Origin of the sequence: Gelidibacter salicanalis, assembly GCF_007997285.1 — a bacterium.
In the GTDB taxonomy this organism is placed as follows: domain Bacteria; phylum Bacteroidota; class Bacteroidia; order Flavobacteriales; family Flavobacteriaceae; genus Gelidibacter; species Gelidibacter salicanalis.
Map to the genome: position 1 here is coordinate 12,418 of NZ_VORX01000006.1, position 15,858 is coordinate 28,275.

Below are 15,858 nucleotides of genomic sequence, written 5' to 3' on the forward strand. Positions count from 1 at the left end.
ATATAATTCTAAAAGCATTATGGCGTCTCATTACGAAGCACCTATTAGAAGACCTTTAGTTAGAGGTGAAAAATCATACCACGATGTTTCCGTGGATATAGCTAAGCCTGTAGAAGGAAAAGCCAATAAGTCGTGGTGGATAGTTTTTTCTATCTCGCTTCTCGCTTTTCTTTGGGGTATTGGTTGTATCATATATACCGTTTCCACAGGGATTGGTGTTTGGGGTCTAAACAAAACCATTGGTTGGGCCTGGGACATTACCAATTTCGTTTGGTGGGTAGGTATCGGTCACGCAGGAACACTGATTTCAGCAGTATTGTTATTGTTTCGTCAAAAGTGGCGTATGGCAATTAACCGTTCTGCGGAGGCTATGACTATTTTTGCGGTAGTTCAAGCGGGATTGTTCCCAATCATTCACATGGGACGTCCGTGGTTAGCGTATTGGGTATTGCCAATTCCGAATCAATTTGGATCCCTGTGGGTTAACTTTAACTCGCCTTTACTTTGGGACGTGTTTGCAATTTCTACGTATTTATCGGTGTCATTAGTATTCTGGTGGACTGGTTTGTTACCTGATTTTGCCATGTTAAGAGATAGAGCGGTAAAACCTTTCCAAAAGAAAATCTATTCTTTATTAAGTTTTGGATGGTCAGGTAGAGCTAAAGATTGGCAACGTTTTGAAGAAGTATCTTTGGTACTTGCAGGTTTAGCAACACCACTTGTACTTTCTGTACATACGATTGTATCTTTTGACTTCGCGACATCCGTTATTCCAGGATGGCATACGACCATTTTCCCTCCATACTTTGTTGCTGGAGCGGTATTCTCAGGATTTGCGATGGTAAACACCTTGCTGATCATCATGAGAAAAGTGGTGAGTTTAGAAGATTATATTACAGTTCAGCATATTGAATTGATGAACATCGTGATCATGATTACGGGTTCTATAGTTGGGGTAGCGTATATTACTGAGTTGTTTATCGCATGGTATTCAGGAGTAGAGTATGAGCAGTACGCTTTCTTAAATAGAGCAACCGGACCTTACTGGTGGGCCTACTTATTTATGATGACGTGTAACGTGTTCTCACCACAGTTTATGTGGTTCAAAAAATTGAGAACGAGTATTATGTTTTCGTTCTTTATCTCTATCGTTGTAAACGTTGGGATGTGGTTTGAGCGTTTCGTGATTATCGCGACGTCATTACACAGAGATTACTTGCCATCATCTTGGACCATGTTCTCTCCAACCTTTGTTGATATTGGAATTTTTATCGGAACCATCGGATTCTTTTTTGTATTGTTCCTATTATATGCACGTACATTCCCAGTGATTGCACAAGCAGAGATTAAAACGATTTTAAAATCTTCTGGTGAGAGCTATAAGAGAATTAGAGATTCAGGCGGAAGCTTAGTCGGTACAGGTATTGATGCGCGTACACATCGTGTCATTGCACATTCAGGAGCACCTATAGTGAGTATGCCTTCAACAGCCACGCCACATGATCCTGAAGCTATCACCAAACTAATGGATGGTGTTGGAGCATTTGATCCGCTAACGCATACCAAAGACGACTTACAGCAAATTAACGGGATAGGACCAAATATGGAAGAAGTTCTTAATGGTATTGGGATCTATTCTTATATGCAAGTGAGTAATATGACAAAAAGAGAATATGACTTGTTAGACGAAATCACAGCATCATCTCCAGGAAGAGCTGAACGTGATAATTGGGCAGGACAAGCGCTAACTTTAATTAACAACCAATAGTAGTATGGAAGAATCTTCAAAAGTTATACACGCTATTTATACCGATGATGATGTCTTAATGGCTGCCGTTAAAAAAGTAAGGGCAGAACGCTATCACATTGAAGAAATATACACGCCTTTTCCAGTTCACGGATTGGACAAAGCGATGGGATTGGCACCAACGCGATTAGCAATCACTGCATTTATTTATGGCGTTATTGGTTTAGTCGTTGCAACAGTAATGATGGATTATATCATGATTGAAGATTGGCCGCAAAACATTGGTGGAAAACCAAGTTTCAGCTATATTGAAGGCATGCCGGCATTCGTGCCGATTATGTTTGAGTTGACGGTGTTTTTTTCAGCGCATTTAATGGTCATCACGTTTTACTTACGCAGTAAACTTTGGCCGTTTAAAGAAGCTGAAAACCCAGATGTAAGAACAACAGACGATCATTTCTTAATGGAAATTAGTGCTGGTCATAATATTGATGAGCAGTTTGATATCTTAAGAAATACAGGAGCAGTAGAAGTTACCTTAATTGATAAAGCACACTAATACACATGAAAAGCTTATTTAAATTAGTAGTATTGATGGTAGTGTTGATCTCTTTTGCATCATGTCAGGAGAATTCTAGACCTAATTATCAGTATTTTCCAGATATGTATGAGTCTGTAGGCTATGAAGCTTATGGAGAAGCTGATTTTTTACCTGATGGAATGGAGGCCAAATTGCCCGCTGACGGATCTGTAGCCAGAGGCCATAAGCCTTTTGATATTGACGGATCTTTAGAAGGGTATGACTTAGCAAAAGCAACGTTAAAAAATCCTTTGGATTCCACCACTATTGATTCGCCAAGAGGTGGTCAGCTATACGATATTTACTGTGCTGTTTGTCATGGTAAAAAAGGAGATGGTAAAGGTATTTTAGTAACTCGTGAAAAGATTTTAGGAGTGCCTGCATTTGACGATCCAGGAAGAGCTTTGACTGAAGGTAGTGTGTATCACACTATTCATTATGGTAAAAACGTGATGGGGTCTTATGCCAATCAATTGGATGAAGAAGAGCGTTGGCAAGTTGTGGATTATGTAATGCAACTTAAATCAGAATTAGGAGGAAGTCAGACTGTTAAAGATTCAATATAGATATGTACACAATTTCAAATAGATTAAAGACATTTTCCATCATCCTAATCGTCCTAGGAGTTTTAGGAGTGGCTTATGGTTTTATGACATCTCATAAATCTTTAGAAGAGGTAAAAATAATGTTGGCGGATGACGGTCATGGTGGTGGACACGATGTACCTACAGAAGCACATGTTGTTGCAGGTGTAGAAAATCATGCTGATAATACACATGACATTGGAGCACATGATGCTACGGCAGATGTGGATCAAGGTGTTCATGATGACGAACATGCAGCACACGTTCAAGAACGTTTAGCTAAGAGACCATGGTCTGCAATGTATGTCGCTGCCTTTTTCTTTATGATGATTTCTTTAGGAGTTTTAGCATTCTATGCGATTAACGTTGCGGCACAATCAGGATGGTCGCCATTATTAAATCGAGTGATGGAGGGTATTAGTGCCTATTTATTGCCAGGTGCAATTATCGTTGTAGCTATTGCAGTAGGCTCCCACTATATCGGTCACCATAATGAAATCTTTATTTGGATGAACCCAGAGGTGGTTGCTGATGATAAATTGATTCAAAATAAATCAAGCTATTTAAATATTCCTTGGTTCTTAATTAGAGCCGCGATATTTATTGCAGGTTGGGTGGGATACCGACATTTTGCGCGAAAGTTTTCTATCGCACAAGATACCGCTGAACCAGGTGATAAGAGTAACTTTAAAAAATCATTCAGAATTGCGGCAGGATTTTTAGTATTCTTTATTTATACCGAATCAATCATGTCTTGGGACTGGGTCATGAGTGTAGATCCACACTGGTTTAGCACCTTATTTGGTTGGTATGTATTGTCAGGAATGCTGGTTAGTGGTGTCACCGTGATTGCAATGGTGGCCATATTCTTAAAGTCATTGGGACATTTACCTCTTGTAAACGACAGTCATATTCATGATTTGGCAAAGTATATGTTCGGGTTTAGTGTCTTGTGGACATATTTATGGTTCTCACAATTCATGTTGATTTGGTATGCGAACATCCCTGAAGAAGTCACGTACTTTGTAACCCGCATTGAAGATTATAATTTACCATTCTTCGGAATGTTGGTGCTTAATTTCTTGTTCCCATTATTAATTTTAATGAACAGTGATTACAAGCGTATTCCATGGTTCGTGATGATGTGTGGTGTCCTAATATTAGTAGGTCATTATGTAGATATCTTTGTCATGATCATGCCAGCAACAGTAGGCGATCAATGGTTTATTGGAATTCCTGAAATAGGATCAATTCTATTATTTGGAGGTTTATTCTTATTGGTTGTGTTCTCGTCATTGGCAAAAGCACCGCTTACCGTTAAGAACAATCCATTCCTTAAAGAGAGCGAACATTTCCATTATTAATAATAATATATAAAGAAGAGAAACGACAATGACTGCTTTATTAACAATTATCATAGTACTATTCATAGCGGTAGCTATTTGGCAAATGGTCAAAATATTTGATCTTGCTCAAGTAAGTACTGACACGTCTCATAGTGGAATTGCAACAGATTACGATAATAAGATCAATGGTTATTTGATGATGGGCTTCTTGGTCTTTATCTATGCCATTACTATTATTTCATTTGTAAAATGGGGAGATTTACCATTGGTGTCCAATGCGGCATCAGAGCATGGTTCAGAAATTGACAATTTAATGTTGATTTCTATGGCTGTAATATTTACAGTTCAGATCATCACCCAATTTCTATTACACTGGTTCGCCTTTAAATACAGAGGAGAAAAAGGAAAGAAAGCTTTATTCTTTGCGGACAATAATACTTTGGAAGCCATTTGGACCATCATTCCTGTAATCGTTTTAGCTGGATTGATCATCTACGGCTTATTTACATGGACGTCTATTATGAATGTTGATGAGGATGCTGACCCTATGATTGTTGAAATTTATGGACAACAGTTTAACTGGACCGCACGTTACGCTGGTCAGGATAATGTTTTGGGAATGGCCAACGTTAGATTGATTGATATTGACAAGGCTAATGTGTTAGGTATCGATGAAGCTGATCCCAATGCACAGGATGATATTGTGGTTAAGGAATTGCATTTAGTTGTTGGGAAACCAGTGCTATTTGAAATCCGTTCTCAAGATGTACTGCACTCAGTTTACATGCCTCACTTTAGAGCGCAAATGAACTCTGTACCTGGAATGATTACTAAATTTGGTTTTACACCGTCTATCACTACTAAAGAGATGCGTGAAACGCCAGATATGATTGATAAGGTTAATAATATTAATAATATTCGCGCAGAGAAAAGTAAAGAGTTAATGGCTAAAGGTGAAGGAGCTTTAGATCCTTACGAGTTCCATTTTCTATTACTTTGCAACAAGATTTGTGGGAAGTCGCATTATAATATGCAAATGAATATTATAGTGGAAACCCAAGAAGAGTATGATGCTTGGATTAAAGAGCAAAAGACCTTCAAAGAATCATTGAAATAATAACAAAAATCGTTTTATAAACAGTATATATAGATTATGTCAACACACGCAGTAGATATTCACGCACACGACGACGATCACGGACATCATCACAAAGAAACCTTTGTAACTAAGTATATCTTTAGTCAAGATCACAAGATGATCGCCAAACAATACCTTATTACTGGTACCTTAATGGGTATCATCGGGGTTTTGATGTCTATCATGTTCCGTATTCAAATTGCTTGGCCAGAAGAGCCAAACGTGCTTTTTGAAGCGTTATTGGGCAAATGGGCACCAGGCGGGGTCATGGATGCTGACATTTATTTGGCATTAGTCACCATTCACGGTACCATCATGGTATTCTTCGTATTGACTGCTGGTTTGAGTGGAACCTTTAGTAATCTTCTTATTCCGCTGCAAATTGGTGCGCGAGATATGGCTTCTGGATTTTTGAACATGGTATCCTATTGGTTGTTTTTCCTTTCAAGTATCATCATGTTGATCTCATTATTTGTTGAAGCAGGACCTGCAGCAGCGGGTTGGACAATCTATCCGCCGTTAAGTGCGTTGCCAATGGCTCAAGGAGGTTCAGGAATGGGGATGACCTTATGGTTAATCTCAATGGCTATCTTTATTGCATCCTCTTTATTAGGGTCATTAAACTATATTGTTACGGTTATTAACATGCGTACCAAAGGAATGAGCATGACGCGTTTGCCATTGACCATTTGGGCGTTCTTTGTAACTGCAATTATTGGTGTGGTTTCTTTCCCAGTATTGTTTGCAGCAGCATTATTATTGATCATGGATAGAAGCTTTGGTACGTCCTTCTTTTTATCAGATATTTTTATTCAAGGTGAAGTTTTGCATTACCAAGGTGGATCTCCTGTGTTATTTGAGCATTTATTCTGGTTCTTAGGACACCCGGAAGTATATATTGTGATTTTACCAGCCATGGGATTAGTGTCAGAAATTATGGCCTCTAATGCACGTAAACCAATTTTCGGATACCGTGCGATGGTTGCTTCCATTTTAGCAATTGCCTTCTTATCGACAATTGTTTGGGGTCACCATATGTTCGTGTCAGGGATGAATCCATTCTTAGGGTCTGTATTTACCTTTACCACATTATTAATTGCTATTCCATCTGCCGTAAAAGCATTCAACTGGATTACGACCTTATGGAAAGGAAATCTACAGATGAACCCGGCCATGTTATTCTCTATCGGATTCGTATCGACGTTTATCACTGGTGGTTTAACCGGAATTATTCTGGGAGATAGTGCCTTAGATATTAACGTACACGATACGTATTTCGTAATTGCTCACTTCCATTTAGTTATGGGTATCTCAGCTATTTACGGAATGTTTGCAGGGGTGTACCACTGGTATCCTAAAATGTTTGGTAGAATGTTGAATAAAAACCTAGGTTATATTCACTTTTGGGTGACTGCAATTTGTGCGTACGGCGTATTCTTTCCTATGCATTTTATCGGTATGGCAGGATTACCAAGACGTTACTATACCAACTCAGCATTCCCGTTATTTGACGATTTAGCTGATGTGAATATTGTTATTACTATTTTTGCTATCATTGGAGGTATTGTTCAGATTGTGTATTTGTACAACTTCTTTTCTAGCATGTTTATGGGGGCGAAAGCGGTTCAAAATCCGTGGAGATCAACGACGTTGGAATGGACGACACCAGTAAAACATATCCATGGCAACTGGCCAGGAGCTATTCCTCATGTATACCGTTGGTCATATGATTACAGTAAACCAGGTCATGATGATGACTTTGTGCCTCAGAACGTCCCTTTAAAAGAAGGTGAAGAGGAACTTCAACACTAATAAAATTTTAGAATGCGAGCGTCTTTAAGACCTCTCAAAATTCAATCCTAACTCAAAAGCCTTTCTTAATAAGAAAGGCTTTTTGTTTATCTTTGTTTTCTGTCCATCGGAATAATATCTATAGACACTAGTATTAATTAAAATAAGATTCCCACTGTTGTGGGAAATAACATGAACGACAACCTCAATCCATCCAACGACAATTTTTCTCCTGAAGAATTTGATGTCGAGAAAAAATTAAGACCTTTATCCTTTGATGATTTCTCTGGTCAGGATCAGGTGTTGGAAAATTTAAAAATATTTGTAGAGGCGGCAAATCAACGAAACGAAGCTTTAGACCATACCTTATTTCACGGCCCTCCTGGACTCGGTAAGACAACCTTGGCCCACATCTTGGCAAGTGAGTTGGGTGCTAATATAAAGGTGACCTCTGGTCCTGTTTTAGACAAACCTGGAGATCTTGCCGGACTGTTGACCAATCTTGATGAACGCGACGTATTGTTTATTGATGAAATCCATCGGTTGAGCCCCATAGTGGAAGAATATTTGTATTCCGCCATGGAAGACTATAAAATTGACATTATGATTGAGTCAGGGCCTAATGCCCGGACGGTGCAAATCAACTTAAATCCGTTTACATTGATTGGCGCTACCACGAGGTCAGGCTTACTTACCTCCCCAATGCGCGCACGGTTTGGAATCCAGAGCAGATTGCAATATTATGACACAGAATTGCTCACCACTATCACACAACGGAGTGCATCTATTTTAAATGTTCCCATTTCAATGGAAGCGGCGGTTGAAATAGCTGGTAGGAGTAGAGGTACCCCGCGTATTTCGAATGCCCTGCTACGACGCGTGCGCGATTTCGCTCAAATCAAAGGCAATGGGAGCATTGATATCACGATAGCTAAATTCGCCCTTAAAGCACTCAATGTAGATGCTCACGGTCTTGATGAAATGGACAACAAAATATTGATGACCATTATCGATAAGTTCAAGGGCGGTCCAGTAGGAATCACCACCTTGGCTACCGCGGTGAGTGAAAGTGCGGAAACCATAGAAGAAGTTTATGAACCATTCTTAATTCAGCAAGGCTTTATCATGCGCACCCCTAGAGGTAGGGAAGTCACGGATTTGGCCTATAAACATTTGGGAAGAGTTAAGAGTAATATTCAAGGCGGTCTCTTCAATTAGTTTAGCCTTTTCAGTGTTGTACTCGTCAATGAGGGGAAGCAGCAGTTCAAGTTTATAAATTAGCACCATAAAGTTCCATATAATGCCAAGCAACAATGACATCCCTACTGTTCCTTTAATTGACTTTCTTAAGCATTCACTTGATATTCTTAAAAACCCTTTGCCATTTCATCACGCCAACTTCACGGCAAAAGGCGATACCTTTAAATTAAAAGTCGGATTTACCAATGAAGTAGTCTTTTCACGAGACGCTGCGTTTGCCGAATATGTCCTGCAAAAAAATCAAAAAAACTATAAGAAGTCTAAAATTCAAACGGTAGACTTGGTCAAGTATGTGGGCCGAGGCTTGCTTACGGCTGAAGGTGAGCTGTGGAAAAAACAACGCCAATTAATTCAACCTGCCTTTCATAAGTCGCATCTGTCAAATTTAATGAGTAAAGTGTTAGCGGCCATCCAATCCGAATATCAGCGTATCCAGCCGGGCAAAACTATGGATGCCTTCCCGGTGCTTAATGATTTGGCTTTTCAAACGGTGGTAAAATCCTTATTCAGCAGTGCTGCAAGTACAGAAGACATCAACCGCTTACAGTTTATCACAGAAGCAGCCCAAAGAATGTTGGTAAGAGAATTGCGTCAACCCTATTTAGGATGGTGGTTTAAGGCTAGCGGCACTATAGAAAAGCATTTGGAACTCACCAGAGAAGCCCGTCAAATACTCAAAACTATTGTGAACACCAGACGCAATGCCTCAGAACGCCATGACGATTTATTAGACATGCTCTTGGAAGCGCGTTATGAAGATGGCAATTTTATGGACGAAGAACAATTGATAGATGAAATCTTGATTTTGTTTACGGCAGGTCATGAAACTACCTCCAATGCACTCACGTTTACTTTTCAACTCTTAGCGCAACACCCAGAGTGGCAAGAAAAGATTTATAGAGAAAGTTTGGCAACACCATCAGATTCTGCTGATATCATGCAAAGGGTAATGGCCTCCAAAATTTGCCAACAGGTTATTGAAGAAGCAATGCGTTTATACCCACCGGTGTATTTTATTGATCGGGTGAATATAGAAGAAGACGTATTTAATAATTTGCTGTTCAAAAAAGAATCGAATCTGTTATTTTCGATCTATGAAATCCACCGTCATCCAGATTTATGGAAAACTCCTGACCGCTTTATGCCAGAGCGTTTTAGCGAGGGAAGTCGTCAATTTTCTTCCCAGTACTTTCCATTCGGAGCAGGCCCAAGAAAATGTATCGGTAACAATTTCGCCATGTCTGAAATGATTATCGCGGTAACAGAATTGATTAAAAACTATAAAATTCACCCAGAATTTGAGACTATTGAAATCACCCCTCTAATATCCTTAAAGCCTAAAAATGCGTTAATGCGATTTGAAAGGCGTGTTTAAGGGTGAGGTTGTCAAGCTGAGCGCAGTCGAAGCTTTAGATGAAAAACAGCGTTAACAAACGAACTGTCAGGCTGAGCGCAGTCGAAGCCCTATTTAACTCAGAAATTAATAATAGTGATCAAAACCAAATCAAAACGAAATGTGCCAGTATTACGTTTATATTTTAAAATGTGCTGACGATTCCTATTACACCAGAATCACAAACGATGTTGCACGTAGATTTGAAGAGCATCAACTAGGAAAACATAAAGATTGTTACACGTTTAAGAAACGACCAGTCAAAATGGAATTTTATCAAGAGTTTAATGATGTGTTGCAAGCTATTTTTTATGAAAAGAAATTAAAAGGGTGGTCAAGGGCTAAAAAGAAGGCCTTAATTGAGGGGGATTTTGATAGATTGCAAATATTAGCGGAATGTCGGAATGCGACGCATTATAAATATGGGCCTGATAATGGAAAGTAAGGGCTTCGACTGCGCTCAGCCTGAGAGACGAGCACAGAGTTTAACGTGATAGGCGAGTACATCGCACTTTATGAGTTTCTTATGGGCTTCGACTACGCTCAGCCTGACAAAAGTTTAACAACGTGCAGCCAGACGAATATTTAGATTGCCATCAGGCAGATAGTAAATTAACAAATTAAAGAGTGAATCATAAATCCAAATACAGCCAACTCATAAAATCAGAAGCTAAACGCCTCGGATTTTTGTCTTGTGGCATTAGCAGAGCTCAATTTTTGGAGGAAGAAGCACCACGATTGGAGCGCTACCTCAAAAACAATATGCACGGGGAGATGCGCTATATGGAAAATCATTTTGACAAACGTTTGGACCCCACAAAACTGGTGGAGGATTCTAAATCGGTTATTTCCTTACTATTAAATTATTATCCCGAAGAACACCAAATAGACCACACCTATAAAATTTCTAAATACGCCTACGGGACAGATTATCATTTTGTCATTAAAGACAAACTTAAATCACTTCTAAATTTCATTCAAGAGGAAATCGGCGAGGTGCACGGTCGCGCCTTTACGGATTCTGCTCCTGTATTAGACAAAGCATGGGCGGCCAAATCTGGTTTAGGTTGGGTGGGAAAACATACCCTGCTGCTAACCCAACAAGCCGGATCATTTCATTTTGTGGCAGAATTAATTATTGATCTCGAATTGGAATATGATCTACCCACAACAGACCATTGTGGTACCTGTACCAAATGTATTGACGCCTGCCCCACCCAAGCCATTACGGAACCTTATGTGGTAGATGGCAGTAAGTGTATTTCATATTTTACCATCGAATTAAAAGATAAAATCCCTAGCGAATTTAAAGGCAAATTTGACGATTGGATGTTCGGTTGTGACATCTGCCAAGACGTCTGTCCTTGGAATCGTTTTTCGAAAGCGCATAGTGAACCCTTATTTAATCCGCATCCTGATTTATTATCCATGACCAAAAAAGATTGGGAAGATATTACTGAAGATGTGTTTAAGGATCTCTTTACAAAATCGCCAGTAAAACGCACAAAATTCGAAGGTTTAAAGCGTAATATTAATTTTATAAAAGAAGGTTAATTTAATTATACCACACCGGTTTAGGTTTTCCTAAGTCGAAACTTTGAAATCCAAAATCGTCAGTTTCAAAAGCGTTGGATTTAATAATATTTTCTCCATGTCCCGGAATTTGAGGATAAAAGGAAAAAGACACTTGAAAGGAACTGAAAACCAAATAGTCATTACGGATAATAAATCCGGCTCCAAAAGAGGTGTACACCTTACTATTGGTTATGGACGTGCCTTCGTCCCCCAAAGCAGCAGCACTAAAATTGAGGTACGGGTTCATTCGAAAACCCCATAAATCCCAAGGAGAATAGAACTGTGTTTGTAAAGACAGAACATATTTTTTGGTTCCCATAATGTCACTATCAAAGCCTCTAATTCCTGCGCCATTTTTAAGATCAAAGTTATGATCATAGACCCCTCTAAACTTATTGTTGTGGTCAATGGTGAGACGGTCTCCTTCTGAATCTAGCCGATTTGTACCAATCAGAATTTGAGGTTTTACAAATTGACGCATCTTCCATTCTTTCCCCAAGGAGATGAGCTTTGTAAAATAATTGGCCTGCAATGAAATGGTAGTTTGCTCCAAATGGTTATTGTCCACAAAACTTCCGATCTCAAAATTGGTACTTAAAAATCCCCAATTAAAGTAATTGCCATGGGAAGCCTTAACACCCACATACATCCGATTGCGCTCATTTTTTCGCTGGTAACCTCCCGTCACCGCATACACCGTCCCAACGGGTACATCCTCAATGGTGCCATCTCTAAAAATATAATCATCTTTAACGAATTGTCTGGAAGCAATTCCCACACTGCCCAAATAAAATGTTTCATTAGCAAAATAACCCACAGGATCATATGCGGCTGTTGGGCGTTCTTTATAGTCAACATGCAGGTAGCGCAGACTGGTTATAAAATTTGTGGTTCGCTCTCTTTCTGAATTCCCTTTAAAAAGTTGATACGCCTGACCACCCCAAAAATCTTGGGTTAAGTACTTAAAATCTTGAAGTTGAAGTTCTGGATCGCCGTTATGGATGTATTCCTTGCGATATTGTTCATCAAAATAAATTCCACCGGCCCATTTGGATAAGGCGGAATAAAAAGGGCGGTCAATTTTAAGCAGTTTTGTGTAATAGCCATTTAAATCCGTTCTGTAGGCTAATGTGGTTTCGATAAAGGTGTTCTTAAAATTTGGAACGGTATAACTCATGTCGTAACCATAATTACCTTCTTCCAGACTTTTTACAACTGTATTGCTAAACTCATGGCCAAAACCTAAAAAATTTCTATTCTTTAATTTTAGTTTTGTTTTTGAGGTAGAGGCCGTTGCGTTAGGAATTAAACTCCATGAATCTAAAACTTCAACATTAAGGTCGATTGAATCGTTAGAGGTCTCTACAGGTTTTGCGGTCACTTCCACCCGACGGATATAATTTTGCGAACGTAACAACCGCTCACTCTCTCTCAAGAGAAACGTATCTAACGGCGTGTTCTCTTTAATGAGCAGCGTGTTTCTTATGGCAAACGCTTTTGTTTTGATATGGATAAAGTTTCCGGTTTTTTCTACCCAGCTATTCGCCGTTTCAGTGCTATCTGAAAAAGAGAATCCAAACGGGTCATGGCTCCCTATAGTAATGTTGCGGATAATTTTACCTTCAAACTGCGCAAAATCTTGCTTGGGCTGATTCTTAACCGCATTAAGCGGTTTTTTTGCGGTCGATCTGAAAACGAGTTTGTGAAGTGCTTTGGTGAATTTTCTTTTTTTAGAATATACCTCTAATTTTTGGTACATATTGGTAGAGTCTTTTTCAGTGCTCTTTTCTTGTGAAAAAACAACACCGTGACCTAAACAAAATAGACTTATAAAAAGCAGGGATTTTAAAAGCATCAGCACATTGGGGATTCAAAAATACAACTTACAAATATAATTCAATTGCCGTGTTCACTATCAAAAATATAGTGTGGTAAAACTATTAATTTTCTTGGTTTAAAATCACGGAATTTACGGACTTTAGGGATACTTGTTCTAGACTTAGTTTTACAGCATCCGTTAGGTAAATAAATTTATGCAATTCCATTTAATGTCAGTTTACATTTCTCATAAAACGCTTACCTTTGCTTCTTAGCAAAATTTTTAATAATATGAGCAAACAGAGCAAACGTAGAGAGGCATTAGTATACCACGCAAAACCGACACCTGGTAAAATTCAGGTCGTTCCTACCAAAAAATACGCGACACAACGCGATTTGTCCTTGGCTTATTCACCGGGAGTTGCAGAACCTTGTTTGGAGATTGCTAAAGATGTCAACAACGTTTATAAATATACAGCCAAAGGTAATTTGGTAGCGGTAATCTCTAACGGTACTGCCGTTTTAGGATTAGGCAATATTGGTCCGGAAGCCTCTAAACCAGTGATGGAAGGAAAAGGACTTCTATTTAAAATATTTTCTGATATTGATGTATTTGATATTGAGGTGAATACTGAAAATGTTGAGGAATTTATTCAGACCGTTAAAATGATTGCCCCAACGTTTGGAGGGATTAATTTAGAAGATATTAAAGCTCCAGAAGCTTTTGAAATTGAACGTCGATTAAAAGAGGAGTTAGACATTCCGGTCATGCATGATGATCAGCACGGGACGGCTATTATATCGGCAGCAGCCTTGTTGAATGCCTTAGAACTTGCGGGTAAGAGCATGGCAGAGGTGCAGATTGTGATTAGTGGAGCCGGTGCTGCCGCTATTTCATGTACCCGTTTGTACCAAGCATTTGGTGCTCAACGTGAACATATTGTGATGACCGATAGTAAAGGCGTTATCAGACAGACACGTACCGATTTAACTGCGGAAAAAGCAGAATTTGCAACCCACCGCGAAATTGATACCTTAGCAGAGGCGCTGCAAAATGCCGACGTTTTTATTGGTTTATCCACCTCTAATATTCTCTCTCCTGAGATGTTGCTGTCTATGGCAGATAACCCGATTGTGTTCGCTTTGGCCAATCCGGATCCTGAAATTGATTACCAATTGGCAATTGACACACGTAAGGATGTCATTATGGCTACAGGCCGTTCTGACCATCCTAATCAAGTAAATAATGTACTCGGATTTCCTTATATTTTTAGAGGTGCTCTAGATGTTAGGGCCACTAAAATAAACGAAGCCATGAAAATGGCCGCAGTAACCGCACTGGCTAATTTGGCCAAGCAAAATGTGCCTGAGCAGGTTAATATTGCTTACGGCGAAACCCATCTGACCTTTGGTAGAGAATACATTATTCCGAAACCTTTTGACCCTCGCTTGATTGCTGAAGTGCCACCAGCGGTGGCAAAAGCCGCCATGGAAAGTGGTGTAGCTAAAGAGGCCATACATGATTGGGAAAAGTACCGCGATAGTTTGTTGGAACGTTTAGGTTCTGATAATAAAATTGTACGCTTACTGACCAACCGTGCAAAAATGGACCCGAAGCGCGTGGTGTATGCAGAAGCTGACCATTTAGATGTTTTAAAAGCTGCTCAAATTGCTTTTGATGAAGGTATTTCCATTCCGATTCTTTTGGGAAGACGAGAAACGATATTGAGTTTGATGGCGGAAATTGAATTTGATGCCAATGTTGAAATTATCGACCCTAAAACGGACGATGAAGAACAACGTCGTAATAGATATGCGGAAGTGTATTGGTCACAACGCAAACGCAAAGGTGTGACCTTATATTCGGCCCAAAAATTAATGCGCGAGCGTAACTATTTTGCCGCCATGATGGTCAATGAAGGTGATGCAGATGCTTTGATATCTGGTTTCTCACGCAGTTATCCTTCTGTAGTAAAACCGATGTTAGAATTGATTGGTTTGGCCAAAGGCGCCACACGTATTGCTACGACAAACCTTATGATGACTCAACGTGGGCCTATGTTTTTAAGTGATACCTCTATTAACATTGATCCTCCGGCGGAAGATTTGGCCAAAATTGCCCAAATGACCGCAAGAACGGTAAGAATGTTCGGGATGGAGCCTGTTATGGCCATGATTTCCTTTGCAAACTTTGGTTCTTCACCTAGTCCGAGGGCGACCAAGGTGAGAGATGCAGTGAAAATTTTACACGAATCCAATCCCGAATTGGTGGTGGATGGTGAATTGCAAACAGATTTTGCTTTAAACCAAGACATGCTTCAGGAGTTCTTCCCTTTCTCAAAATTGGCGGGACGCAAAGTAAACACCCTAATTTTTCCAAGTTTAGATTCGGCAAACATCACCTATAAACTTTTAAAAGAGTTAAATAAAGCAGAGTCTATTGGGCCAATAATGATGGGGATGCGTAAACCAGTGCACATTCTTCAGTTGGATGCCAGTGTAGATGAGATTGTGAATATGACCGCTATTGCGGTGATTGACGCGCAGTATAAGGAGAAAAAGGAGCAAGAAGTGAAAGCGGCTTTAGCCAAGTAATCCGCTGAGCAATGAAAATAATTTTATTACA

The 15,858-nt window shown here is 39.5% G+C and carries 12 protein-coding genes; 11 read left to right on the forward strand and 1 reads right to left on the reverse strand.

Annotation, left to right across the window (positions count from 1 at the left end; translation table 11 throughout):
* The first annotated feature begins 19 nt into the window (after positions 1-19).
* The 10 genes from nrfD to queG all read left to right on the forward strand — a co-directional run bounded on the left by nrfD (position 20) and on the right by queG (position 11,393).
* Positions 20-1,768, forward strand: a complete 1,749-nt coding sequence (gene nrfD, locus ES711_RS12305) for an NrfD/PsrC family molybdoenzyme membrane anchor subunit (protein WP_146893604.1) — start codon at positions 20-22, stop codon at positions 1,766-1,768.
* Between the two features lie 4 nt (positions 1,769-1,772).
* Complete coding sequence (locus tag ES711_RS12310) at positions 1,773-2,306, forward strand: DUF3341 domain-containing protein (protein ID WP_146893605.1); 534 nt, start codon at positions 1,773-1,775, stop codon at positions 2,304-2,306.
* Positions 2,307-2,311: 5 nt separating this feature from the next.
* Positions 2,312-2,893: a c-type cytochrome gene (locus ES711_RS12315; protein ID WP_146893606.1), complete on the forward strand. Its 582-nt coding sequence runs from the start codon at positions 2,312-2,314 to the stop codon at positions 2,891-2,893.
* 2 nt (positions 2,894-2,895) lie between these two features.
* Complete coding sequence (locus ES711_RS12320) at positions 2,896-4,275, forward strand: quinol:cytochrome C oxidoreductase (RefSeq protein WP_146893607.1); 1,380 nt, start codon at positions 2,896-2,898, stop codon at positions 4,273-4,275.
* A 28-nt stretch (positions 4,276-4,303) separates the two neighbouring features.
* A complete protein-coding gene (locus tag ES711_RS12325) occupies positions 4,304-5,374 on the forward strand; it encodes a cytochrome c oxidase subunit II (protein WP_146893608.1) in 1,071 nt (356 codons plus the stop codon).
* Positions 5,375-5,410: 36 nt separating this feature from the next.
* Entirely contained in the window at positions 5,411-7,207 is a 1,797-nt protein-coding gene (locus ES711_RS12330; RefSeq protein WP_146893609.1) for a cytochrome c oxidase subunit I, read from the forward strand.
* 171 nt (positions 7,208-7,378) lie between these two features.
* Complete coding sequence (gene ruvB, locus ES711_RS12335) at positions 7,379-8,404, forward strand: Holliday junction branch migration DNA helicase RuvB (RefSeq protein WP_146893776.1); 1,026 nt, start codon at positions 7,379-7,381, stop codon at positions 8,402-8,404.
* Between the two features lie 82 nt (positions 8,405-8,486).
* Entirely contained in the window at positions 8,487-9,821 is a 1,335-nt protein-coding gene (locus ES711_RS12340) for a cytochrome P450 (protein ID WP_146893610.1), read from the forward strand.
* Positions 9,822-9,960: 139 nt separating this feature from the next.
* Complete coding sequence (locus ES711_RS12345; RefSeq protein WP_146893611.1) at positions 9,961-10,284, forward strand: GIY-YIG nuclease family protein; 324 nt, start codon at positions 9,961-9,963, stop codon at positions 10,282-10,284.
* Positions 10,285-10,466: 182 nt separating this feature from the next.
* Positions 10,467-11,393, forward strand: coding sequence for a tRNA epoxyqueuosine(34) reductase QueG (queG, locus tag ES711_RS12350; protein WP_146893612.1), 927 nt, complete (start codon positions 10,467-10,469; stop codon positions 11,391-11,393).
* Position 11,394: 1 nt separating this feature from the next.
* Here queG and ES711_RS12355 read toward each other — a convergent pair whose 3' ends face one another.
* Positions 11,395-13,173: a hypothetical protein gene (locus tag ES711_RS12355; protein WP_246139189.1), complete on the reverse strand. Its 1,779-nt coding sequence runs from the start codon at positions 13,171-13,173 to the stop codon at positions 11,395-11,397.
* Between the two features lie 350 nt (positions 13,174-13,523).
* Here ES711_RS12355 and ES711_RS12360 point away from each other — a divergent pair, with 350 nt between their 5' ends.
* Positions 13,524-15,827, forward strand: coding sequence for an NADP-dependent malic enzyme (locus ES711_RS12360; protein WP_146893614.1), 2,304 nt, complete (start codon positions 13,524-13,526; stop codon positions 15,825-15,827).
* The last annotated feature ends 31 nt before the right edge of the window (positions 15,828-15,858 follow it).